Genomic DNA, 23,733 nt, shown 5'->3' with positions numbered 1-23,733 from the left:
CCGACATCTGTGGACGGGCGAGGTGCGCCGCACGTCGGGGGAGGAGGCCCCGCGGCTGATACACTGACTGAGCACCCCGCTGGTCGGGGTGACTCCGCGTGCCCACAGCGGCGCCGTCCTCGGACGGATGCCGCGGCATCCACACCCTGAGGTCTCCCCGCGACAGCGGTGAGCGGGTGTGCGCCGGGCGCCAGGCGCACGGGACCATCCGGTCCTCGCGATCAACCCAACGAAAAGGAGAACGGCCATGGCCGTCGTCACCATTCGCCAGCTGCTCGACAGCGGCGTGCACTTCGGACACCAGACCCGCCGGTGGAACCCGAAGGTGAAGCGCTTCATTCTCACGGAGCGCTCCGGCATCCACATCATCGACCTGCAGCAGTCGCTGTCGTACATCGATAAGGCGTACGAGTACGTGCGCGAGACGGTCGCCCACGGGGGCACCGTGCTGTTCGTCGGCACCAAGAAGCAGGCTCAGGAAGTCATCGCCGAGCAGGCGACGCGCGTGGGCCAGCCCTACGTCAACCAGCGCTGGCTCGGCGGCCTTCTGACGAACTTCTCGACCGTCAGCAAGCGCCTCGCCCGCATGAAGGAGCTCGAGGAGCTCGACTTCGACAACCCGGCCGACAGCGGCTTCACCAAGAAGGAGCTCCTGCTCAAGAAGCGTGAGCTGGACAAGCTGCACAAGTCACTGGGCGGTATCCGCAACCTGCAGAAGACGCCCTCCGCGATCTGGGTCGTCGACGCCAAGCGCGAGCACCTCGCCATCGACGAGGCAAAGAAGCTCGGCATCCCCGTGATCGGCATCCTCGACACGAACGCCGACCCGGACGAGTTCCAGTTCCCGATCCCGGGCAACGACGACGCGATCCGCTCGGTGGGCCTGCTCACGCGCATCATCGCCGACGCCGCCGCCGAGGGTCTCATCCAGCGTCACCAGCCGACCGACGAGTCCGCCGACGCCGAGCCCCTCGCCGATTGGGAGCGCGAGCTGCTCGAGACTCCCGTCGTCACGGACGTCGCCGAGGTCGAGACCATCGCCACCGAGTCGGCCGCCGACGCCGCGGGCGCCGAGGCCAAGGCCGAGGGCGACGCCGCAGCGACCGCTGCCGAGTAAGACCACGTCGCCGGTGCGAAGCCCATCCTGAGGGACGGCTTCGCACCGGCATCCCACGAGAACTCACGACACGCAAGGAGCCACCACCCATGGCAAACTTCACCATCGCCGACATCAAGGCCCTGCGCGAGCAGCTCGGCACGGGCATGGTCGACACCAAGAAGGCGCTCGAGGAAGCCGACGGCGACCTCGAGAAGGCCGTCGAGATCCTGCGCCTGAAGGGCGCGAAGGGCAACGCGAAGCGCGCTGACCGCTCGACGAGCGAAGGCCTGGTCACCGCTGTCGAGAAGGACGGCAAGGTCACCATCCTCGAGCTGAACACCGAGACCGACTTCGTCGCCAAGAACGAGCGCTTCATCGCGCTGGCCGACAAGGTCCTGGCTGCGGCCGCGGCCGTGGGCGCCGACTCGGTCGAGGCGGCTCTGGCCGCGGATGCCGAGGGCAAGACCGTCGCCGACCTCATCTCCGACGAGGCAGCGATCATCGGCGAGAAGGTCGAGCTCCGTCGCGTGCGCACGATCGCGGGTGACAAGTTCGAGATCTACCTGCACAAGACGAGCAAGGACCTGCCGCCGCAGGTGGGTGTCGTGCTCGCCTACACGGGGGACGACGCCGAGACCGCGCGCTCGATCGCTCAGCACATCTCGTTCGCCAACCCGACGTACCTCTCGCGTGAGGACGTCCCCGCCGAAGAGGTGGAGAAGGAGCGCGAGATCGTCACGGAGATCTCCCGCAACGAAGGCAAGCCGGAGGCCGCGCTGCCGAAGATCGTCGAGGGTCGCGTGAACGCCTTCTTCAAGCAGGTTGCTCTGCTCGATCAGGACTACGCGAAGGACAACAAGCTGTCCGTCGCCAAGGTCGCCGGTGACGCCGGAATCACGATCACCGACTTCGCCCGCTTCAAGGTCGGCGCGTAAGTCGCCTCAAGGGGTCCGCATTCACCGAATGCGGACCCCTTTTCCATGCCCCGCCTTCGATAGTCTGCATCTCGACGAGAGGAACCCCCCTGTGACCGATGAGAACACCGGACGCCGTCGCGTCCTCCTGAAGCTGTCCGGAGAGGCCTTCGGAGGAGGTCAGCTCGGGGTCAACCCCGACGTCGTCGGTCAGATCGCGCGCGAGATCGCCGCGGCGGTCGATCGGGTGGAGATCGCCATCGTCGTGGGCGGCGGCAACTTCTTCCGCGGTGCAGAGCTGAGCCAGCGCGGCATGGACCGTGGACGTGCCGACTACATGGGCATGCTCGGCACGGTAATGAACGCCTTGGCGCTGCAGGACTTCCTCGAGCAGGCGGGAGCTGCGACACGCGTTCAGTCCGCGATCTCGATGACCCAGGTCGCCGAGCCCTACATTCCTCGGCGGGCGGAACGCCACATGGAGAAGGGCCGGGTCGTGATCTTCGGTGCCGGCGCCGGTCTTCCCTACTTCTCGACCGACACGGTCGCCGCCCAGCGCGCACTGGAGATCGGGGCGGACGAGGTGCTCGTCGCCAAGAACGGCGTCGACGGCGTCTACACGGCCGACCCCAAGACCAATCCCGATGCCGAGCGGATCGACACCATCACCTATCGCGACGCCCTCCAGCGCGGGCTCAAGGTGGTCGACTCGACGGCCTTCAGCCTCTGCATGGACAACGGCATCGACATGCGCGTGTTCGGCATGGAGCCGGCGGGCAACGTCACGCGCGCGCTGCTCGGCGAGTCGATCGGCACGCTCGTCAGCGTCTGAGCGACGGGGCGCCCCGCACTAGACTCGATCTGACGTACCGAACGAATGGAGTGACCGTGATCGCCGAGATCCTGGCCGACACGTCCGCCCGCATGGACCGCGCCGTGGAGGCCGCGAAGGACGACTTCGCGACCGTGCGCACGGGACGCGCGAACCCCCAGCTCTTCCAGAAGATCCTGGTCGACTACTACGGGTCGCCGACGCCGCTGTCGCAGCTGGCGTCGCTGAACACGCCCGAAGCACGCACGCTCGTCGTGACGCCGTACGACAAGTCGGCACTGAAGGCGATCGAACAGGCGATTCGCGACATGCCGAACCTGGGCGCGAACCCCACGAACGACGGCAACATCATCCGTGTCACGATGCCCGAACTGACGGCGGACCGCCGCAAGGAGTACGTGAAGCTCGTGCGCTCGAAGGGTGAAGACGCGAAGGTGCACCTCCGCGGCATCCGTCGCAAGGCGAAGGACGAGCTCGACGCTCTCAAGAGCGAGGTCGGCGAGGACGATCTCGTTCGCGCCGAGAAGGAGCTCGACGGCGTCACGCGCAGCCATGTCGACGAGATCGATGAGGCTCTGAAGCGCAAAGAAGCCGAGCTTCTCGAGGTCTGAGGACGTGCCCACCACCGACTCGCCAGGGGATGCCGGGACCGGAGGCGCTTCGGACCCGGAGGGGGATCGTACGCGCTCCGCAAGCCCGGCGAGCTTCCAGGCTCACGTGCGCGCCGCGCGCACCGAGATCGAGCACCAGATGGACCGGGCTCGGGCGGACTTCGAAGAAGTCACAGATCGTATCAACGCGCGCACCGGTCGCAACCTTCTGATGGCGATCCTCATCGGCCTCGCCGTCGGAGCGGTCGTGCTGGGCTCGTTGCTCTTCATCAAGTGGCTCTTCCTCGTCTTCGCCGTGCCGGTGTGTCTGCTCGGAGTGTTCGAGTTCAGCCGCGCGTTGCAGACGGCGGGCCGGCGCGTCGATGTGTGGCCGCAGATCGTCGCCGGCGCGGTCATCATGCTGTCGGCCTTCTTCGCCGGCCACCTGACCCATTGGGCGCTCACCTTCGGCGCTGTGACCGCGGTGATCGTCTGGCGGCTTCTCGCCCAGATGGTGGCTCGTGACGGCCGTCGCTACGGCGAGGTCCTCGGCGATGTGCTGATCGCCGGCTTCCTCCCGCTGTACGTGCCGTTCCTGGCCAGCCTCGCGCTCGTCCTGCTCCGCCAAGACCAGGGCGAGTACTGGGTGCTCGGCATGCTGATCGCGGTCGTCGCGACCGACACCGGGGCCTACGCGTCCGGGCTCGCGTTCGGATCGCATCCGATGGCCCCGCGCATCAGCCCGAAGAAGACCTGGGAAGGGTTCGCCGGGGGAGCCGTCGCGACGCTCGTCGCCTCTGTCCTGTGGGCGCTGTTCATGCTCGGCATCCCGTGGTGGGCCGGCGTGGTCTTCGGACTGCTGATCTTGGGATGTGCAACGGTGGGCGACCTCGGCGAGTCGATGATCAAGCGCGATCTGGGCATCAAGGACATGAGCTCGTGGCTGCCGGGCCACGGCGGCGTACTCGACCGACTGGACTCGATTCTGCCCTCCGCCGCAGCCGCTCTCGCCCTTTACTTTCTCTTCTTCCCCCTGGTGGTCTCATGAACGACGCCCCCGAGACGAGCGCGACGCCGTTTCCGCTGACAACCGGCCGCACCCGCGGCTACCGTGCGGATGCGGTCGACGACTTCCTCGCCCGTGCTCGCGCCGCGTTCGAGTCCGGCGACTCGACGGAGATCGATGCGTCGGTCGTTCGCACGGCCGCGTTCCCGCTGGTACGCCGCGGATACCAGGTTGCGGCGGTGGATGCCGCGCTCAGTCGCATCGAAGACGCGTTCGCCGCCCGTGAGCGCGAGCAGGCGCTGTCGCGCCGTGGCGCTCGGGCGTGGGTCGGACAGTCGCGCAAGCTGGCCCAGGAGGTGCTCGATCGCCTCACCCGCCCCAAGGGGCGCCGCTTCCGTCGTGTCGGGCTGCTGCGCTTCGGCTACCGGGTCGACGAGGTCGATCTGGTCGCCGACAAGATCGCCCGCTTCCTCGAGAACGGCGAAGCCGTGACCGTCGACCAGGTGCGTTCCGTCGCCTTCCGCATGCAGCGGCGGGGCTACAGCGAGGCGCAGGTCGACGCCGTCCTCGACGCGACGGTCGAGGTCATGCTCGCCGTCGTCTGAGCCGACCCGCCTGACACGCCCAACGCCGGGCGCTAGAATCGGAGGACTGTGACTGCCGACGCCGATCTGACGCCCGCCAGCGCCGACGTCCCTGCGACGCGTGCCGCGCGGAGGAACCACGTCGCCGGGCGTCGCGTCCGTCCAGCCGCTGCGACGGCAAAGTGGTCGCGCCGACGCGGCGTCATGAGCGTCTTCGCGGTCCTGGCCGTTCTCGGCTTCGGTGCCGCCTACATCGGCCCGATGACGGCGGCGAGCCCGCGCGCGCACGCCGCAGAGGTGGCTCCGATCTCCCTCTATGCGTCCACCATCGCGAACGCACAGGCTTACCTCGCGGCATCCGACCAGACAGTCGGACTCGGACGAGACGGCGTCGTGTACAGCGTGTACGTCACACCCAAGCCCACCCCGACGCCGTCAGCAGCGACGGGGTCGTCCGCGTCGAGTTCGTCGTGGTCGCCTCCGTTCGTCGCACCCGATCCGGGCACGGCGCAGTCGATCGCCTACGCCATGGTGCAGCAACGCGGTTGGGGCGACGACGAGTTCGCCTGCCTGGTGGCGCTGTGGAACAAGGAGTCCGGATGGCGTGTGGGCGCGTACAACGCCGGAAGCGGTGCCTACGGCATTCCGCAGGCGCTTCCGGGAAGCAAGATGGCATCCGCGGGCGCCGATTGGGAGACCAACCCCGCCACGCAGATCGCCTGGGGCCTCGGCTACATCGGCGGACGCTACAGCAGCCCGTGCGGGGCGTGGTCGCACTCACAGTCCACGGGGTGGTACTGAGAAGATGCCGCGCGCGAACCGACGGCAGCCCTCACCAGCCGACGATTCGTTCGATCGGCTGCTGAGCGGCTGGAAGCGCACCGAGAGCCGGCGCGGCGCGGAATGGACCGTACAACCCGTGAGCGCCGTACAGGCGCAGAAGAACTACACGTGTCCGGGGTGCGGTCGGTCGATCCCGCCCGGCACGGCCCACGTGGTGGTGTGGCGTGCCGATGGCGTCCTGGGCGACGCAGCGGATCTGGCCGCGCGTCGACACTGGCACACGGCTTGTTGGAAGGTGGCATGAGATGGAGATTCGCGGACCGGTGCTCTTGCCCGCCCGGCGTGAGGAGATCGAGCTTCAGACCCTCGACGGGTTGACCCTCGTGGGCGAACTTGCCCTTCCCGAACAGCGCGACCCCGTCGCGACGCTCGTGACACTGCATCCGCTGCCGACGGCCGGCGGGTTCATGGACTCGCACATCCTGAGAAAGGCAGCCGGACGGCTGCCGGCTCTGGCCGACCTTGCGGTCCTGCGCTTCAACACGCGCGGCACGACATCGCCCCGCGGAACGAGTGAGGGAGCCTTCGACGGCGGACGCGCCGAAGAGTTCGACGTCGCCGCGGCGCTCGCTTTCGTCGAGGCGCGAGGGCTGCCGCATCCTTGGCTGGTGGGATGGTCTTTCGGTACCGAGCTCGCTCTCAAATACGGCCGGGATCACGCGATCGACGGCGTCATCCTGCTCTCGCCGCCGTTGCATCGTGCGACGGCAGAGGACGTCGCCGCGTGGCAGGGGGAGTCTCGGCAGCTGGTGGCGCTGATCCCGGAGTTCGACGACTACCTTCGCCCGGAGCAGGCTCGGGACCGCTTCGCGCCGGTCGACCACGCGAGAGTGATCGCCGTCGACGGGGGCAAGCATCTCTGGGTGGGGGAGACGCAGACCCGCCGCGTTCTGACGGAGATCGTCGCAGCCGTCAACCCGGACGCGCTGCCCCTCGCCACCGAATGGGACGAGGGATAGGACTCAGCGCTCGTTCTGACGGGGAATGATGACCTGCCGGTAGATGATCAGGACGCTGGCCGCGACGGGAATCGCGATGAGCGCGCCGAGAAGCCCGAGGAGGGCGCCGCCGGCCAATGCGGCGATCACGACGACGGCGCCGGGCACCGACACCGCACGATTCATGATGCGCGGCGACAGGATGTAAGCCTCCACCTGCATGTACACGACGTACCAGACGAGTGCCACGATCGCCGTCAGAGGCGAGCTGAGCCCGGGGATGAGACAGGTGAGCACGATGATCGCCGAGCCGGTGAGGGTGCCGACGAGGGGGATCAGCGAGAAGAAGAACGCGATCACCGCCAAGACGGCCGGGAACGGGGCGCCGATGATCGAGAGGAACGCGGCGCTGAGCACACCGTTGATCGCACCGAGCGTGACCTGACCCATGACGTAGTGACCCACGGACGCGGTGATCTGCTCGGAGAGATCGATGTATCGCGCGCGCTTCGAGGCGGGCACGAGCTGAGCGGCAGCCGCCTTCAGCGAAGGGGTCGAGGCCGTGAAGTAGATCGTGAGGATCAGGATGATGATCGCGCCGGTGATGAGCGAGATGATCGAGGCGCCGATGCCGAGGATCACGTTGCCGGCAGAGGTGCCGATCTGAGCGAAGTCCAGGCTGTTGAACCAGTCGGATGCGTACTTGAACGCCATGTCGACGTCCAGCGCGGGGAAGGTCGAGTGCAGCCACTTCGACAGATCGTCGACGGGGTTCCATGACCCGTTGACGGCGCTGTCGATGAGGCGCTGGACCTGTGTGATCAGCTGCGCGATCTGCCCCACGAGGACCGGGATGACGATCAGCACGATGCCGGTGAACACCGCCAGCACGGCGGCGAAGGTGATCAGAAGCGCTGCCCACCGCGGCAGACGGCGGCGCTCGAGCCAGCTCACGAGAGGATCGAGGCCGAGCGCCAGGAAGAGAGCCGTCCCCACGTACAGCAGAATCGTCGACAGCGACTGCACGCTGGAGATGAGCAGGATGCCGACCCCGACGCCGAGAGTGGCGACGAGAGCCGTTCGGAACGGATGCTGCAGCTTCATGGTGATGTCAGAATACGCACCGAGCGGCGCTTTTCCCGTCAACACGGCCACGCAGTTCCACCGCAGGGAGAGAGTGCTCCCGGGCGACGCACAGCAGGATGTCGCTAGGCTGGAATGTCGATTGCGCGCCGCGATCCCGTCTGCGGTGCGCGCGGGAGGTGTCTTACGTGCGTTTCGTCTGGGCTGTGACAGCCTTCGTGCTGGCTGCGGTCATGATCGGTGCCGGCATCGCCCAGCGCACCGTGCTGCAGGGTCCGCGCACCGAGAGCGAGACGATCTCCGTCGCCGGAGACGCGCCGTACATCCTGATCGACGGCAGCGTGCTCAACAGCCACAGCGGCTCGCAGACTCTCCGCGTTCAGGAAGCGGGCACGATTTTCGCGTCCTACGGGCGCACGGCCGACCTGAAAGCGTGGTTGACGCCCTCGTCGTACACCCACGTGACCCTCGACGGGGGCGCCACCACGACGACAGCGGTCGCGGCGAAGAACCCGCCCGCGGCCGGCAGCGCGCCGATCACGCCCGTCGGCTCCGACCTCTGGCTGGACGAGTTCCAGCAGGACGACGTCCTCATCACCCCTCTGCAGCTTCCCGCGGACATGAGCCTGCTCGTCGCCACTGACGGAGTGAAGCCGGCACCGAGCAGCCTCACCCTCAGCTGGCCGACGGGCGCGACCACTCCCTGGGCGGGGCCGCTCATCGTGCTGGGCAGCATCTTCCTGCTGGTCGGCATCATCGTGTACGTCCTCGGCGTGCGACATGCGCGCCGATCGCGGGGACCGCGACGCAAGGGCCTTCCCATGCCCGTGACCGAGCCCATCGACGTCGCGGTCACGGGTGCCGACAAGGGTGTCATCAGCGCCACGCCCTCGAGGCGTCAGCTGACGCGCGGCAAGCGCGCACTGCTCGCGGCTCCGGCCGTCGGCGTCGCTGCGTTGCTGTTCACCGGCTGCACCGCGGACGCATGGCCTCAGCTGGCCGGCACCCCGACCCCCACGGCATCCGAGAGCGTCGTCGTGCCGCAGGACCAGGGACAGCCCGCCGTGACGCAGCAGCAAGGCGAGCGCATCCTCACGCGGATCTCCGAGCAGGTGGCGAAGGCAGACGCCGCGAAGGATCCCGCGGCGGCCGCGCTGCGGTTGACGGGATCGGCACTGGCGGCTCGAGAGACCGACTACAAGCTGCGCGACGTCGCCGGGCACACCGCGCTGAACGCCGTGCCGGACAAGCCGGTGAAGATCATTCTCCCCGAGGCCTACGACGGGTGGCCGCGCACGTTCTTCGCTGTCATCGAGACGGGGGACGTCATTCTGAGCGTGACCCAGGAGGACCCCTGGTCTCCGTACAAGGTGAGCAGGGAAGCCGAGCTGGTGTCGCAGGCCAGTCTCAACCTCGCGCCCTCCTACGTCGGCGCGATCTCCATCGACCCGGACTCGCCGTTCCTCGCGCTGGCTCCCAACAAGGTGGCCGCGGCCTACGCCGACATCCTCACCAACGGCGACAGCAGCGCGTTCGCAGCACAGTTCGACTCGACGAACGACCCCTTCCGCAAGCTGGTCGCGGACAACCGCGCCACGCGACTGCAGGCGTTCAATCAGACCGGGGCGCAGACCGGGACGCTGACGTACGCCGCATCCGCCGGCCCGGACGAACCCATCTCGCTCGCCACGCTGGATTCGGGAGCGATCGTCGCGGTGACCGTGCATGAAAGCGACACGGTCAAGCCCACGAACACCGACGCCGTCATCAAGCTCGACAACAACGCAATCGTGCAGACCCTCACCGGAGTGAATCAGTCCTCGACCGGTTTCACGACGACCTTCGTCGACCAGCTCTTCTTCTTCGTCCCTTCTCAGAGTTCCAGCAAGCGCATTCAGCTGCTGGGATACTCGACCTCCATCCTCGACGCGAAAGTAGCCCCCTAAGTGAGCGATCCCACCTCGGGCGCCGTGCTGCGCGGTGCCGTCGACCTGTCGTCTTTGCGTTCGCGCCCGTCGGCACCGGCCGGTGCGGCGGCGCCGGCCGCGGGCTCCCGCGCGTCGCTGATCTTCGATGCCACCGACGAGAGCTTCGGCCAGGTGCTCGAGCTGTCGCGATCCGTGCCGGTCGTGGTCGACTTGTGGGCCGAGTGGTGTGGCCCCTGCAAGCAGCTGAGCCCGATTCTCGAGAAAGTCGTGACCGAGCTCGACGGACGTGTGGTGCTCGCCAAGGTCGATGTCGACGCGAACCCTCAGCTCGCCCAGGGCTTCCGCGCGCAGTCGATCCCCATGGTCGTCGCCCTCGTCGCGGGGCAGCCCGTTCCACTGTTCACCGGCGCGGTGCCGGAGCAGCAGGTCCGCGACGTCTTCGCCCAGCTGCTGCAGCTGGCTGCCCAGAACGGCGTCACGGGCACGGTCCCCGTCGACGGGGCGTCCGAGCCGGAATCCGACGAGCCCGTCCTGCCCCCGCGGCACCAAGAGGCGTTCGATGCGATCGAAGCGGGTGACTACGCGCGCGCCGTCGCGGCGTACGAAGCGGCGCTCGCGGAGAACCCGCGCGACGAGGAGGCTCGGGCCGGTCTCGGCCAGGTACGTCTCCTGCAGCGCGTCCAGGGCCTGGATCTGCAACAGGCGCGGGATGCCGCGGCATCCGCGCCCCGCGACATCGATGCGCAGTTCGCCGTGGCTGACCTCGACATCGTCGGCGGTCACGTCGACGACGCGTTCGCGCGCCTGCTCGACCTGTTCGCCGTGCTTCCCGCGGATGAGCGCGGCGCCGTGCGCGACCGCCTCGTCGAGCTCTTCGGACTGATCGGCGACGGCGACCCGCGCGTCATCCGCGCCCGTGGTCGTCTGACCTCACTGCTGTTCTGACACGGAACGTTCCGGCACCGGTCGCCGGCTGTTCAGGCGAAGCGGCCGAGCCAGAGCACGCCGAGCGGCGGCAGAACGAGCGTCGCGCGCCCGTTGTCATCGGCGTGCACGGTCCCGAAGTTGCCCACTCCGGAGCCGCCGTAGGCTTCCGCATCGGAGTTGAGCAGTTCCCGCCACGCTCCGCCGGCGGGCAGGTCCAGGGCGTAGTCGTGAAGGGGAACACCGGAGAAGTTGCAGATGACGACCACGGTGTTGCCCCGGTCGTCATCCCGCGCGAAGGCGATGACGTTCGGGTTCCAGGTGGGGGCCCCGAGGCGCCGGAAGGCGGAGCCGTCGCTGTCGCGCGCCCACAACGGTGAGTTCTCCCGGTAGACGCGATTGAGCGCAGCCACGAAGTCGAGGAGTTGACGGTGCGGCGGCTGATCGAGCATCCACCAGTCCAGTCCTCGTCCCTCCGACCATTCGGACAGCTGCCCGAAGTCCTGGCCCATGAACAGCAGCTGCTTGCCCGGATGACCCCACATGTACGCCAGGAAGGCGCGGGTGTTGGCGAGCTTCTGCCAGTGATCACCCGGCATCCGTGTGAACAACGTGCCCTTCCCGTGAACGACCTCGTCATGGCTGATCGGAAGGACGAAGTGTTCGCTGAAGGCGTACACGAAGGAGAAGGACAGTTCGCCCTCATGATGGCCGCGGTACATGGGGTCACGCTTGATGTATTCGAGCGAGTCGTTCATCCAGCCCATGTTCCACTTGAGACCGAAGCCGAGGCCTCCGGCGCTCGTGGGCGCCGTGACGCCCGGGTAGCTGGTGGACTCCTCCGCGATCATGGCGATGCCGGGGTAACGCTTGTATGCGGTGGCGTTGACCTCCTGAAGGAACCGGATGGCCTCCAGGTTCTCGCGACCGCCGTAGATGTTCGGCTCCCACTCGCCGGGTTCGCGCGAATAGTCGAGGTAGAGCATCGAGGCCACGGCATCGACGCGCAGCCCGTCGACGTGGAACTCCTCGAACCAGTACAACGCGTTGGCCACGAGGAAGTTGCGCACCTCGTTGCGGCCGTAGTCGAAGATGAGCGTGCCCCAGTCCTTGTGCTCGCCACGGCGGGGATCGGGGTGCTCGTAGAGGGGGTCGCCGTCGAAGCGGGCGAGAGCGAAGGCGTCTTTCGGAAAATGGCCCGGAACCCAGTCCATGATGACGCCGAAGCCGCCCTGGTGCAGGCGGTCGATCAGATAGCGCAGGTCGTCGGGGCTGCCGAAGCGGCTCGTCGGCGCGTAGTAGCCACTGACCTGATAGCCCCATGAGCCGCCGAACGGATGCTCGGCCAGCGGCAGGAACTCGACGTGGGTGTAGCCGGTCTCGGTGAGATAAGCGATCAGGGGCTCGGCCGCGTCCCGGTAGCCGAGTCCGGGTCGCCACGACCCGAGGTGGAGCTCGTACGTCGACATCGGCTGGGACAGGACATCGCGGCCGGCGCGGGCGGCCATCCACTCCTCGTCGCCCCAGCTGTACGCGCTTTCGGTCACGACGGAGCCGGTCGCCGGCGGAACCTCGGCACGCTGGGCCATCGGATCGGCCTTGAGAATCCAGCCGCCGTGGCGCGTGAGGATCTCGTACTTGTAGACCGCGCCGGCAGTGAGCCCGGGCACGAACAACTCCCAGACACCGCTGGAGCCGAGGCTGCGCAGCGCGTGCCCCTGGCCGTCCCACGCGTTGAAGTCGCCGACCACGCGAACCGCGCGCGCATTCGGAGCCCACACGGCGAACGACACACCGCTGACGCCGTCGTAATGACGCACGTGTGCGCCGAGTGCCTGCCAGAGCTGCTCGTGCCGACCCTCCGCGATCAGGTGGCGGTCGACGTCGCCCAGGGTCGGAAGGTGACGGTAGGGATCGTCGACGCGGTAGTCGGCACCGCCCTCGTAGGTGGCCACCAACTCGTACGCCCGCGGCTGTGTCGGGCTTTCGCCCTCCCAGATTCCTCCGCGCACGTGATCGAGCGCGATCTCGGTGCCGTCGTCCGCGACGGCCGTCACCGACGACGCCATCGGCCGACGTGCACGGATGACCCACGATCCATCGGCGCGCTGATGCGGACCGAGGACGTCGTGCGGGGCGTGATACGAACCCGTCGCGACCGTGTCGAGGACCTCGTCCGAGATATCGCTCATCGCGTCTCCTTCACGTGCAGGATGTGAACGGGTTCGTCGAATGCGTCGAGACGGACGAAGTTGTCCTGATTCCAGGTCCAGCTCGCGCCGGTCACGAGGTCTTCGACAACGTAGTCGACGCCGCGGGCAACGCCGAACACGGTGGAGTCGATGTGCACCGTGGTCTGGCGGATCGAATGCGGGTCGACATTGGCGACGACGATGATCGTGTCGTCCACGCCGTCGACGCTCAGCGCCGCGGGAAGGTGCTTGACGTAGACGAGGATCGCGTCGTCGTCGCTCCAGTGGAGAGAGACGTCACGCAGCTGTCGCAGCGCCGGATGAGCGCGGCGGATCTCGTTGAGGCGCGTCAGGTAGGGCGCGATGGAAAGGCCCTGGGATGCCGCGGCATCCCAGTCGCGCAGCTTGTACTCGTACTTCTCGTTGTCGATGTTCTCTTCCGACCCCGGCCGGGCCACGTTCTCGATCAGCTCGTAGCCGGCGTACACGCCGTAGGAGGCGCCAGCGGTGGCGGCCAGGGCTGCCCGGATCTTGTAGGCGGGGCGCCCCCCGTACTGGAGGTACTCGGTGAGGATGTCAGGCGTGTTGACGAAGAGATTGGGCCGCATGAAGTCCGCGGTGTCGTGGGCCACCCAGCGAAGGAACTCCTCCAACTCCGCCTTGGTGTTGCGCCACGTGAAGTACGAGTAGCTCTGCTGGAAGCCGGCCTGCGCGAGCGCCTGAAGAGGAGCTGGACGAGTGAAGGCCTCGGCCAGGAAGATCACGTCCGGGTGCTCGGCATTCACCGTGGCGATGAGCCATTCCCAGAACTGCAGCGGCTTCGTGTGCGGGTTGTCCACGCGGAAGATCTTCACGCCCTGGGCGATCCAGTGCCGGACGATGCGGAGGACTTCGGCGCGAATGCCCGCAGGATCGTTGTCGAAGTTGATCGGGTAGATGTCCTGGTACTTCTTCGGGGGATTCTCCGCGTAGGCGATCGTGCCGTCGGGCAAGGTGGTGAACCACTCCGGGTGAGCGGCGACCCACGGGTGATCGGGCGCCGCCTGAAGAGCGAGGTCGAGCGCGACCTCGAGTCCCTCGGTCCGCGCCGCACGGACGAAGGCCCGGAAGTCTGCGAGGGTGCCCAGGTCGGGGTGCACCGTGTCGTGGCCGCCGGCTGCCGACCCGATGGCCCACGGCGAGCCGGGATCGCCCGCGGCGGCGGTCAGCGTGTTGTTGGGTCCCTTGCGGTTGACCTCGCCGATGGGGTGAATCGGCGGCAGGTACAGCACGTCGAAGCCCATCGCGGCGACCGCCGGCAGCCGCTTGGTGGCCGTGCGGAAGGTGCCGCTCTTGATCGATCCGTCCTTCAATCGCTTCGCGCCCTCGGACCGGGGGAAGAACTCGTACCAGGCGCCGACGCCCGCGCGCTCCCGCTCCACGAGCAGCTCGAGATCGGGGCCCACTGTGACGAGCGACTGCAGGGGACGTGCGTCGAAGTACGCGGCGATCGCGGGGTCGCGGACGACGGCCAACGCCTCGTCATCGCTCGTCCCCGGGTCGCGCAGCGCGCCGGCGGCAGCGTTCAACGCCTTGCGTTCGGCTGCGGGGCGATCCTTCTCCCGCGCCGCATCGGCGAACAGTCTCGCGCCCATCTCGCGCATGAGCGGGGTGTCGACCCCCGCCGCGATCTTCACGTCGGCCGCGTGCTCCCACGTCGCGACATCGTCGCCGAACGCTTCGAAGCGGAACCGCCAGATGCCCTCTTCCAGGGGAGCGATGTCGACGCTCCAGCGGTCGAAGCCATCGCCGCGTGCAGACAGCCGGTGCAACGACTCCTCTCCGGAGGGGGAGAAGAGCCGCACGTGCACGCCGATGAGATCGTGGCCCTCGCGGAAGGCGGTGACGGTGAACGGAACGGCTTCGCCGGAGAAGGCGGATGGCCGAAACAGCGCGTCCGGCACGGACGGGTGCGGCAGTGCCATCGGGATCCGTCCCGCCCGCGTGTCGGTGACGCCCCGCCAGACGGTGACCGGGCGGACCGGAATCTGTGCAGCGCTGCGCAGCGTCGTCGCGCGAGGAGGAACGGAGGGAGCGGAGCGCGTCGTCGAAGCCACGTCTCGAACCTACCGCCGAACACCGAACGGGCACACCACTCGGCGTCCGGTTCGCGTCATTGCATCCGGAACAGATGCAGAGCGGTTCCGGGGAGGGTGAGCACGGCGCCCGGCGCGAACAGCGGCTCGGTCGTGTCGGGACGGTCAGGCACGCTGGACCACAGTGACACGTAGCCGCTCACGCCCTCGATCGTGGGAAGCGTGACCTCGACCGGCCTCTCGGTGCCGTGCACGACCAGCAGGATACGGTTCGGGTCCTCCTCTTCCGGCGTGGATGCCGCGTCATACTGCAGGGTCCGGTGAGCGGGATCGGTCCACCGCTCGATCGACATCGTCTCGCCGTTCTCGTCGTACCAGTCGATGACCGACGCGCTGGGGACGACGTGAGCGTCGCGGGCGAAACGGCGCGGTCGCAGGGCGGGGTTGTCGCGGCGCACCTGAATGAGACGGCGGACGTGGGCCTGCAGGTCCTCCTGCCAGGGTGCGTGCTCCCAGTTGACCCACGTGAGAGGAGAGTCGTGGCAGTAGGCGTTGTTGTTCCCTCGCTGGGTCCGGCCGGCCTCGTCTCCCGCCGTCATCATCGGCACGCCGGCCGACAGCAGCAGCGTTCCCATGAGGTTGCGCATGGCCTTGCGGCGCGTCGCGAGGATCGTGTCGTCGTCGGTGCGGCCTTCGGCGCCGTGGTTGAAGGACCGGTTGGTGTCGGCCCCGTCACGGTTCTGCTCGCCGTTGCCGAGGTTGTGCTTGACGTCGTAGGAGACGAGGTCGCGCAGCGTGAACCCGTCGTGCGCCGTGACGAAGTTGATGCTCGCAAGCGGCCCGCGTTCCGCGGTGAAGGTGTTCGATGAGCCGGCGAGCCGCGTCGCGAACCCTCCGATGCCGACGGGGGATGTCGACGCGCGGCGGGCGTAGTCGATGTCGCTCAGCCAGAAGTTGCGGACGCGGTCGCGGTAGCGGTCGTTCCATTCGGCCCAGCCGCTCCCGAAGTTACCCGTCTGCCAGCCGCCCATACCGACGTCCCATGGCTCGGCGATCATCTTCAGATCCGCGAGCGCCGGGTCCTCGACGATGGCCCGCAGCAGCGGGTGATGGGGATCGAAGGCGTTGTCACTCCCACGGCCGAGGGTCACGGCCAGGTCGAAGCGGAAACCGTCGATCTGCACGTTGTCGGCCCAGTACCGCAGGGAGTCCAGCACCAGACGCGCGGCGGCGTCGGTCGCCGTGTTGACGGCGTTTCCGCAGCCTGTGACGTCGATGTAGGCGCCGTCGTCTTCCTGCCGGTAGTAGCCCCGGTTGTCGATGCCGCGGAAGCTGGATCTCGGTCCGCCCAGACCGAGCTCGGACGTGTGGTTGTACACCACGTCGAGGATGACCTCGATGCCCGCCGCATGGAGGTCACGCACCATGGTCTTCACCTCCCGCAGCACGGCATCCGGGCCGGCGGCGACGGCCTCCGCCGTCGCGTACGGGGCGTGTGCGCTGAAGAAGTTGAGAGTGTTGTAGCCCCAGTAGTTCGTCAGTCCCTGATGCAGAAGACGGGGCTCCGTCTCGAACGCGTGGATCGGCAGGAGTTCGACGGCCGTCACGCCGAGATCCCGCAGGTGCGCGATCATCGCCGGATGGCCGAGTCCCGCGTAGGTGCCGTGCAACGCCGGCGGGATGTCCGGGTGCCGCTTGGTGAGACCCTTCACGTGCGCCTCGTAGATGACGGTGCGGTCCATCGGCGTGTGCGGGCGCGGCACGTCGTTCCAGTCGAATGCGTCATCGACGACGGCCGCGCGCCACTGGCCGATGCGCACGGGCACGAGTCCTCGCGCATAGGGGTCGAGGAGCAGGCTCTCCGGGTTGAAGGTCTGCCCGGGACCGGACGGTCCTGTCACGCGAAGCGCGTAGCACGCCCCTACGCGCAGATCCGGTGTCGTCACCTGCCAGACATCGCCTCCCGCGGGGGCCAACGGGATGGTCGCGGTGATCCAGTCGAGATCATCGGCGTCGAAGACGACGAGATCGATGCCGGTCGCATCCTCCGACCACACGCGCAGAGTCCCGCCTTCGGCGCCGAGGGTGACGCCGAGCCGGTCGAAGGCGGGTCCGAGGAAGGGAGCGGGCGTGGCAGGGTGGGCTTCGGCGACACGGGACGGCTTCGGGCTGGCCATGCGCTCTAGAGTAGTGACGCGGTGAGTCCGCGTCGTCACGAGGGCGGGAGCGTCATGTCGATCTACCTCGACCATGCGGCGTCGGCGCCCCTGCGAGACAGCGCCCGCGACGCATGGATGGCGGCGGCGACGCTGACGGGCAATGCGTCCTCGGTGCACGGTGCCGGACAGGCCGCACGACGACTGCTGGAGGAGTCGCGCGAGCGCATCGCCGCCGTGCTCGGCTGCGACCCGATCGAGGTGGTGCTCACCTCCGGGGGGACCGAAGGCATCAACCTGGCGCTGAAGGGTCTGTGGTGGAGCAAGCCCGATGATCGAGACGCCGTCGTCCTGCCCGACGGCGAGCACCATGCGAGCGTGGACACCGTGGATTGGCTGCGCCTGCGGGGCGCCCGCGTGCGCGCGGTCGCTCTCGATTCGGTCGGGCACATTCCTCTCGACCGATTCCGAACGGCGCTGAGCGCCCCCGACCCCGCGGCCCTGGCGACCGCGCTGGTCGCCAACAACGAGGTGGGTACGGTCCAGGATGCCGCTCAGCTGGCGGCATCCGCCGCGGCCGCCGACGTGCCGCTGCACCTCGACGCCGTCGCGGCGATGGGTCACCTGCCGGTGTCCTTCTCCACCTGGCGCGGCGATGCCCCACCGGGCGCCGGTCTGGTGACCCTCAGCATCTCGGGGCACAAGGTCGGTGCTCCCGTCGGAACGGGCGCCGTCGTCGTCTCACGCCATGCCCGCATCGCAGCGCTGCTGCACGGCGGAGGCCAGCAACGCGGACTGCGCTCGGGCACGCCGGACATCGCCGGAGCCGCGGCGCTCGCCGTCGCCCTCGAAGACGCCGAGGCCGAACGCGTCAGCGAACAGACACGGCTGGCGGCGCTGGGAGATCGGCTGCTGTCCGGCATCCGGGCCGCGATCCCGCAGGCCGAGTTGCTGGGCGATGCCCGCGATCGCCTTGCAGGCAATGTGCACGTCCATCTGCCGGGCGCGATGGGGGAGACGTTGCTGTTCCTCCTCGATCAGGAAGGGATCTCGGTCTCGACCGGGTCTGCGTGCCAGGCCGGTGTCGCTGAACCCTCGCACGTCGTCCTCGCTCTGGGGCGCGACGAGGCCGTCGCGCGCTCGGTACTGCGGATCACCCTCGGCCGCACCACCGCGCCGAGTGATGTCGATGCTCTGATCGCGGCGCTTCCGCTGGCCTATGCCCGGGCGACCAGTGCCGCCCGGCCGCGAGGACTCGGAGCCGCGGGCGTGCAGCCCTCGTAGACTGGAGCGATGCGTATCCTGGCGGCCATGAGCGGCGGCGTCGATTCCGCCGTGGCGGCTGCGCGCGCCGTGGATGCCGGTCACGACGTCGTCGGCGTCCATCTCGCCCTCTCGCGTGCCGGTGGCACGCTGCGAACGGGAAGCCGCGGCTGCTGCACGATCGAAGACGCGATGGATGCGCGCCGGGCGGCCGATCGGCTCGGCATCCCCTTCTATGTCTGGGATTTCTCCGAGCGGTTCCGCGACGACGTCATCGACGATTTCATCGCCGAGTATCGCGCGGGTCGGACGCCGAACCCGTGCATGCGCTGCAACGAGAAGATCAAGTTCGCAGCTCTGCTCGAGCGTGCGCTCGAGCTCGGCTTCGACGCGGTGTGCACCGGTCACTACGCGATGATCGTCGACACACCCGACGGACGCGAACTGCACCGGGCGAGCGACGAGGCCAAGGACCAGTCCTACGTCTTGGGGGTGCTGACGGCCTCACAGCTGGCCCACACCTACTTTCCGCTGGGGTCGACGCCCTCCAAGGCCCTCGTGCGTGCCGAAGCAGCAGAGCGCGGCCTGACGGTCGCCCAGAAGCCCGACAGCCACGACATCTGCTTCATCCCCGACGGCGATACCCGCGGGTGGCTTGCCGAAAAGGTCGGCACCGCGCACGGCGACATCATCGACCGTGACGGCGCGGTCGTGGGAAGCCACGACGGCGCGCACGGGTACACGGTCGGACAGCGTCGCGGTCTGCAGCTGGGCGTTCCCGCGTCCGATGGCAAGCCGCGATTCGTCCTCGAGGTCCGTCCCGTCTCGAACACGGTCGTCGTCGGTCCGAAGGAGGCGCTGGCCACGGCGGAGATCTCAGGCTCTCGCCACAGCTGGGCCGGCCGAGCGCCGCAGGATGCCGAGTTCCCCTGCCAGGTGCAGATCCGCGCCCACGCCGACCCCGTGAGGGCGTCGGCCGTGGTCCGCGACGGCATCGTCACGGTGCGCGCGGATGCCCCCTTCGACGGCGTCGCGCCGGGTCAGACCGCGGTGCTCTACGACGGCACGCGGGTGATCGGGCAATTCACGGTCGACCGCACGGTCTCGGCCGTCCCCATCGCGGGTTGAGCTCGACCCCCGTCAGCGTGCGACCGCGGGCACCGGGCCACGCGCGGCGCGCAAGGGGCAGGGCGATGTCGGCCGCCCCACCTACACTGGCCGGGTGACGGATGATGAAGTCTCCCTTCCGACGAACCTCGACGACGCCCGCCTCGACGCGGAGCGATTGACCGACCTCATCCTCGGCGCCCGGGACGCGTACTACGGGCGCGACGCCGAGATCGTCGACGACGCGACCTACGACGGGTGGATGCGGCGGCTCGAAGCAGTGGAGCGCGCCTTCCCCGAGGTGCAGGGACAGGATTCGCCGACGCAGTCGGTGGGCGCGGCGCAGAGCTCGATGTTCGCGCCCGTCGAACACGCCGAGCGCATGCTCAGCCTCGACAACGTCTTCAGCGCGGACGAGCTGCGAGACTGGTGCACGAAGACATCGGCTGCCGCGGGACGACACGTCCGTTGGCTGCTGGAGCTGAAGATCGACGGCCTGGCCATCAATCTCCGCTACGAGCACGGCGTTCTCGTGTCGGCCGCCACCCGCGGCGACGGACGAGTGGGCGAGGACGTCACCGTCAATGCGCTCCAGGTCGCGGGCATTCCTGCACGACTCGCGGGTGAAGGGCATCCTCCGATCGTGGAGGTGCGCGGCGAGGTCTACATCCCCGTCGCGGCCTTCGACGAACTCAACGCTCTCCAGGCCCGGTTGCGCGAGCGTGTCATCACGGACGGTCGTGAGCGCGGAGGCGACGAGGAGAAGCTCACCCGAAGCGCCGCCCGCCGATTCCCGGCATTCGCGAACCCGCGAAACGCGGCCAGCGGCGGCCTTCGCCAGCAACTCGACAAGAAAAGCGGCATGGAGCTCGAAGCCGGACGCGCCCGGCTCGCATCGCTGCGGCTGCTCGTCCATGGGATCGGGGCGTGGCCGGAGCCGCCCGTGTCCTCGCAGAGCGAGGTCTACGCACTGCTCGCGACGTGGGGGCTGCCGACGAGCACGTCTTTCCGCACCGCAGACGACATCGACGGCGTGGCGGCGTTCGTCGCGTACTACGGCGAGCATCGCCACGACGTCGAGCACGAGATCGACGGCGTCGTGGTCAAGGTCGACGAGCTGGCATTGCACGGTGAGCTGGGCGCGACCAGTCGTGCCCCGCGATGGGCCATCGCGTACAAGTACCCGCCGGAACAGGTCAACACGAAGCTGCTCGACATCGTCGTCTCGGTCGGCCGCACCGGCCGGGCGACACCCTTCGCCGTGATGGCTCCCGCCCGCGTCGCGGGCTCGGTCGTCCGGCAGGCGACGCTTCACAACCAGGACGTCGTCGTGTCCAAGGGAGTTCTCATCGGTGACACCGTCGTGCTGCGCAAAGCCGGCGATGTCATTCCCGAGGTGCTCGGTCCCGTGGTCGAGCTGCGCGACGGCACGGAGCGGGCATTCGTCATGCCGACCCGGTGCCCGGAATGCGGCTCCACGCTGGCACCCGCGAAAGACGGCGACATCGACCTGCGCTGCCCCAACACGCGCGCCTGTCCCGCCCAGGTTCGGGGCCGCGTCGAGCACATCGGCTCCCGTGGCGCCCTCGACATCGAAGCCCTCGGCGAGGTCACCGCAGCGGCCTTGACGCAGCCGTCGGTTCCCGCCGTGCCCCCGCTGATCACCGAGGCCGGTCTGTTCGACCTCACACTCGAACAGCTCGTCCCGATCGAGGTGATCGTCCGCGACAGCGAAACGGGGGAGGCCAAACTCGATGACGACAGCGGCGAACCGATCACCCGCGCGCCCTTCCGTCGCCAACCCTCGTCGGCGGAGAAGAAGGAGGGACTCACAGGTCCCCAGCCGTCGGCCCAGGCGCTCACCCTTCTCGAGGAACTCGAGAAGGCCAAGACGAAGGACCTGTGGCGGTTTCTGGTCGCGTTGAACATCCGCCACGTCGGCCCGGTCGCCGCGCGGGCACTCGCGCAGTGGTTCGGTTCGCTGGACGCGATCCGCGCGGCCGAGCGCGACGCTCTCGCCGACGTCGACGGCGTCGGCGGCATCATCGCGGACTCGCTCCTGGAATGGTTCGCCGTCGACTGGCATCAGGAGATCGTGGAACGCTGGGCGGCGGCGGGCGCGGTCTTGGAGATTCCAGGTCACCCCGGCCCGGGAGCTGCCGTCGCCGCCGGCGGCGTGCTCGAGGGTGTCACGGTCGTTGCGACCGGCACGCTGGAGGGCTACACCCGAGAGGGCGCGCAGGAGGCGATCATTGCCGCTGGCGGGAAAGCAGCCTCGTCCGTGTCGAAGAAGACCGACTTCGTCGCCGCAGGTCCGGGCGCGGGCTCGAAACTCACCAAGGCGGAGGAACTCGGCATCCGCATCATCGATGCCGCGCAGTTTCGCATCCTCGTCGAGCAGGGGCCCGCCGCGCTCGGGGCACTCGATCCCGACGCGGGCTGATCGGTTCAGTCTCCTCCGGGATGCGTGAGCTCGAGCAAGGACTCACGCACCTGGCGACGCAGCACCTTTCCGATCAGCGACTTCGGCAGCTCGTCGACGATGAAGATCCGGCGGGGGACCTTGTAGGGCGTGAGGATGCCGCGGGCGTAGTCCCGGATGGAGTCCGTGTCGACGTCGGCTCCGGACCCGTCGAGCACCACGGCGGCGACGACCTCTTCGCCCGAATGCTCGCTTGGCAGGCCCACGACAGCGGTATCCACCACGCGCGGGTGCTGCCTCAGTGCGTTCTCGACTTCGGTGGGCGCCACATTGAACCCGCCGGTGATGATGAGCTCCTTGATGCGATCCACGATGCGCACGAACCCCTCGTCGTCGATCTGGACGATGTCGCCGGTGCGGAACCACCCGTCCACGAAGACCTCCTCGGTGGCTTCCGGCTTGCCGTAGTAGCCCTGGAAGACCTGCGGGCCCCGCACGATCAGCTCGCCCCGCTCACCGGAGGGCATGTCCACGGTGGGATCGTCCGGATCGACCACGCGACACTCGGTGCCGGGGAGGGGGAGTCCGACCGTTCCCGCCTTGCGATTGTCGGCGACCGGGTTCGCCATGAGAACCGGCGAGCACTCGGACAGCCCGTAGCCCTCGACGAGGTAGCCACCCGTCGCCCGCTCGAACGGCACGACGAGATCATGCGGCAACGCCATCGCTCCGGAGATGGCGACCTCCGTGCCGGCCAAGGAGACGCCCTCGGCGCGCGCTGCGGCGAGCAGTCGATCGGCGATCGGCGGCACCAGCGGCAAGAACGTCGCCGGGTGCTTCTTCGTCACTTCGAGGACCATCGCGGGTTCGAAGCGGGGAAACAGCACCAGACGGGCACCCATCGACATCGCGAAAGTGAGGCACAGGGTCAGCCCGTAGGCGTGGAACATCGGCAGCACCGCGTACACGACGCATCCCTTGCCGCGCTGGATCGACGGGACCCACGCTTGAGCCTGCCGGGCGTTGGCCAGGAGGTTGCGGTGGGTGAGCACCGCGCCTTTCGGCGTTCCCGTCGTTCCGCTCGTGTACTGGATGATGGCGACGTCGTCGGTGACCGGACCGGGGAAGGATGCCGCCAGTGCTTCGCTGCGTGCCAGGTGTTCCCAGGGCACGGCGTGCGACACGCGCGTGGTGAGCGCGTCGCGCGACTGACGGGCCTTCGCGACGGGAAGCCGCAGCGCGAGACGCAGCGAGAGCGGCATGGCGGTCGTGATGTCGACGCTGACCAGCGTGGTGACGGCGAGATCGGCGGGGAACGCTTGCACGGTGGCGGCGACCTTGCTCCAGACGATGGCCGTGCGCGCCCCGTGGTCTTCGAACTGCTTGCGCAGCTCCCGTGGAGTGTAGAGCGGATTGTGCTCCACCGCGATGGCGCCGAGGCGCAGAATCGCGTAGAAGGCGATGATGTGCTGGGGACAGTTGGGCAGTACGATCGCGACCGTGTCGCCTTTGCCGACCCCACGCTCTCGGAGACCCGCCGCCACGCGATCGATCGCCTCGACGAGGTCGCGGTACGAGGTCGTGCGACCGAAGAATTGCAGCGCCGGCGCATCCGGGTAGTCACGCGCCGATGCCGTGACGATGTCCAGGAGCGAGCCGGTGACCGGTTCGAGATCATCGGGGACTCCGGCGGCGTAGCTGGCGATCCACGGGCGGGGCGGGTCGTACGGGGCAGCGGCACTCACGCGGGCCAGCCTATCGGCCGTGAGAAGCGGGC

The 23,733-nt window shown here is 68.4% G+C and carries 19 protein-coding genes; 14 read left to right on the top strand and 5 right to left on the bottom strand.

The features are described 5' to 3' along the window. Positions 1-247 precede the first annotated feature (247 nt). The 9 genes from rpsB (at position 248) to PP359_RS02885 (ending at position 6,827) form a co-directional block, all read left to right on the top strand. Positions 248-1,117 (top strand): 30S ribosomal protein S2, encoded by an 870-nt coding sequence (gene rpsB / locus PP359_RS02925; protein WP_036316642.1) that lies wholly within the window; start codon positions 248-250, stop codon positions 1,115-1,117. Positions 1,118-1,206: 89 nt separating this feature from the next. After that, positions 1,207-2,034, top strand: coding sequence for a translation elongation factor Ts (gene tsf, locus PP359_RS02920; protein ID WP_036316645.1), 828 nt, complete (start codon positions 1,207-1,209; stop codon positions 2,032-2,034). A 91-nt stretch (positions 2,035-2,125) separates the two neighbouring features. Further along, positions 2,126-2,845: a UMP kinase gene (gene pyrH, locus PP359_RS02915; RefSeq protein ID WP_036316647.1), complete on the top strand. Its 720-nt coding sequence runs from the start codon at positions 2,126-2,128 to the stop codon at positions 2,843-2,845. A gap of 56 nt (positions 2,846-2,901) precedes the next feature. Beyond that, the gene (gene frr / locus PP359_RS02910; protein WP_036316663.1) at positions 2,902-3,456 is read left to right on the top strand and encodes a ribosome recycling factor; all 555 of its coding nucleotides are present in this window, start codon (positions 2,902-2,904) and stop codon (positions 3,454-3,456) included. A 4-nt stretch (positions 3,457-3,460) separates the two neighbouring features. Then, positions 3,461-4,483: a phosphatidate cytidylyltransferase gene (locus tag PP359_RS02905; RefSeq protein WP_036316648.1), complete on the top strand. Its 1,023-nt coding sequence runs from the start codon at positions 3,461-3,463 to the stop codon at positions 4,481-4,483. Further along, entirely contained in the window at positions 4,480-5,046 is a 567-nt protein-coding gene (locus PP359_RS02900; RefSeq protein WP_499249875.1) for a DivIVA domain-containing protein, read from the top strand. Before PP359_RS02905 ends, PP359_RS02900 begins: the two co-directional genes overlap by 4 nt. A gap of 48 nt (positions 5,047-5,094) precedes the next feature. Further along, on the top strand, positions 5,095-5,826 hold the full coding sequence (locus PP359_RS02895) for an aggregation-promoting factor C-terminal-like domain-containing protein (protein ID WP_499249874.1): 732 nt from the start codon (positions 5,095-5,097) through the stop codon (positions 5,824-5,826). Between the two features lie 4 nt (positions 5,827-5,830). Continuing rightward, a complete protein-coding gene (locus PP359_RS02890; RefSeq protein WP_036316652.1) occupies positions 5,831-6,112 on the top strand; it encodes an Rv1322 family protein in 282 nt (93 codons plus the stop codon). 1 nt (position 6,113) lies between these two features. Further along, entirely contained in the window at positions 6,114-6,827 is a 714-nt protein-coding gene (locus tag PP359_RS02885) for an alpha/beta hydrolase (protein WP_036316654.1), read from the top strand. Between the two features lie 3 nt (positions 6,828-6,830). Here PP359_RS02885 and PP359_RS02880 read toward each other — a convergent pair whose 3' ends face one another. Further along, entirely contained in the window at positions 6,831-7,910 is a 1,080-nt protein-coding gene (locus PP359_RS02880) for an AI-2E family transporter (RefSeq protein ID WP_036316666.1), read from the bottom strand. 158 nt (positions 7,911-8,068) lie between these two features. Here PP359_RS02880 and PP359_RS02875 point away from each other — a divergent pair, with 158 nt between their 5' ends. Both PP359_RS02875 and PP359_RS02870 read left to right on the top strand, forming a co-directional pair. After that, positions 8,069-9,835 (top strand): DUF8094 domain-containing protein, encoded by a 1,767-nt coding sequence (locus tag PP359_RS02875; protein ID WP_499249873.1) that lies wholly within the window; start codon positions 8,069-8,071, stop codon positions 9,833-9,835. Then, positions 9,836-10,762 carry a tetratricopeptide repeat protein gene (locus tag PP359_RS02870; RefSeq protein ID WP_499249872.1) on the top strand — a complete coding sequence of 309 codons (927 nt, stop codon included), beginning with the start codon at positions 9,836-9,838 and terminating at the stop codon, positions 10,760-10,762. Positions 10,763-10,794: 32 nt separating this feature from the next. Here the strand turns inward: PP359_RS02870 and glgB are convergent, their stop codons facing one another. The 3 genes from glgB to glgX are packed head-to-tail and all read right to left on the bottom strand — an operon-like array spanning position 10,795 to position 17,185. Then, positions 10,795-12,933 (bottom strand): 1,4-alpha-glucan branching protein GlgB, encoded by a 2,139-nt coding sequence (glgB, locus tag PP359_RS02865; protein WP_499249871.1) that lies wholly within the window; start codon positions 12,931-12,933, stop codon positions 10,795-10,797. Further along, positions 12,930-15,029: an alpha-1,4-glucan--maltose-1-phosphate maltosyltransferase gene (locus tag PP359_RS02860; protein WP_499249870.1), complete on the bottom strand. Its 2,100-nt coding sequence runs from the start codon at positions 15,027-15,029 to the stop codon at positions 12,930-12,932. Before PP359_RS02860 ends, glgB begins: the two co-directional genes overlap by 4 nt. A 56-nt stretch (positions 15,030-15,085) precedes the next feature. After that, positions 15,086-17,185: a glycogen debranching protein GlgX gene (gene glgX / locus PP359_RS02855; RefSeq protein ID WP_499249869.1), complete on the bottom strand. Its 2,100-nt coding sequence runs from the start codon at positions 17,183-17,185 to the stop codon at positions 15,086-15,088. A gap of 21 nt (positions 17,186-17,206) precedes the next feature. Here glgX and PP359_RS02850 point away from each other — a divergent pair, with 21 nt between their 5' ends. The 3 genes from PP359_RS02850 (at position 17,207) to ligA (ending at position 21,977) form a co-directional block, all read left to right on the top strand. Continuing rightward, the gene (locus PP359_RS02850; RefSeq protein WP_499249868.1) at positions 17,207-18,448 is read left to right on the top strand and encodes a cysteine desulfurase family protein; all 1,242 of its coding nucleotides are present in this window, start codon (positions 17,207-17,209) and stop codon (positions 18,446-18,448) included. Positions 18,449-18,457: 9 nt separating this feature from the next. Then, on the top strand, positions 18,458-19,555 hold the full coding sequence (mnmA, locus tag PP359_RS02845; RefSeq protein ID WP_499249867.1) for a tRNA 2-thiouridine(34) synthase MnmA: 1,098 nt from the start codon (positions 18,458-18,460) through the stop codon (positions 19,553-19,555). Positions 19,556-19,649: 94 nt separating this feature from the next. After that, complete coding sequence (gene ligA, locus PP359_RS02840; RefSeq protein ID WP_036316680.1) at positions 19,650-21,977, top strand: NAD-dependent DNA ligase LigA; 2,328 nt, start codon at positions 19,650-19,652, stop codon at positions 21,975-21,977. Between the two features lie 5 nt (positions 21,978-21,982). Here the strand turns inward: ligA and PP359_RS02835 are convergent, their stop codons facing one another. Next, positions 21,983-23,701: a long-chain-fatty-acid--CoA ligase gene (locus tag PP359_RS02835; RefSeq protein WP_499249866.1), complete on the bottom strand. Its 1,719-nt coding sequence runs from the start codon at positions 23,699-23,701 to the stop codon at positions 21,983-21,985. Between the last annotated feature and the right edge of the window lie 32 nt (positions 23,702-23,733).

It is taken from the genome of Sphingomonas sp. BLCC-B65, assembly GCF_028550675.1.
Classification (GTDB): Bacteria; Actinomycetota; Actinomycetes; order Actinomycetales; family Microbacteriaceae; genus Microbacterium.
The sequence above is the reverse complement of the archived record's forward strand: the minus strand, read 5'-3'. Positions and strand labels throughout refer to the sequence as shown.

Coding starts and splice junctions, on each gene's coding strand:
- rpsB (WP_036316642.1), top strand. CDS start 248: ATGGCCGTCGTCACCATTCGCCAGCTGCTCGACAGCGGCGTGCACTTC.
- tsf (WP_036316645.1), top strand. CDS start 1,207: ATGGCAAACTTCACCATCGCCGACATCAAGGCCCTGCGCGAGCAGCTC.
- PP359_RS02900 (WP_499249875.1), top strand. CDS start 4,480: ATGAACGACGCCCCCGAGACGAGCGCGACGCCGTTTCCGCTGACAACC.
- PP359_RS02890 (WP_036316652.1), top strand. CDS start 5,831: ATGCCGCGCGCGAACCGACGGCAGCCCTCACCAGCCGACGATTCGTTC.
- PP359_RS02885 (WP_036316654.1), top strand. CDS start 6,114: ATGGAGATTCGCGGACCGGTGCTCTTGCCCGCCCGGCGTGAGGAGATC.
- PP359_RS02880 (WP_036316666.1), bottom strand. CDS start 7,910: ATGAAGCTGCAGCATCCGTTCCGAACGGCTCTCGTCGCCACTCTCGGC.
- glgB (WP_499249871.1), bottom strand. CDS start 12,933: ATGAGCGATATCTCGGACGAGGTCCTCGACACGGTCGCGACGGGTTCG.
- glgX (WP_499249869.1), bottom strand. CDS start 17,185: ATGGCCAGCCCGAAGCCGTCCCGTGTCGCCGAAGCCCACCCTGCCACG.
- mnmA (WP_499249867.1), top strand. CDS start 18,458: ATGCGTATCCTGGCGGCCATGAGCGGCGGCGTCGATTCCGCCGTGGCG.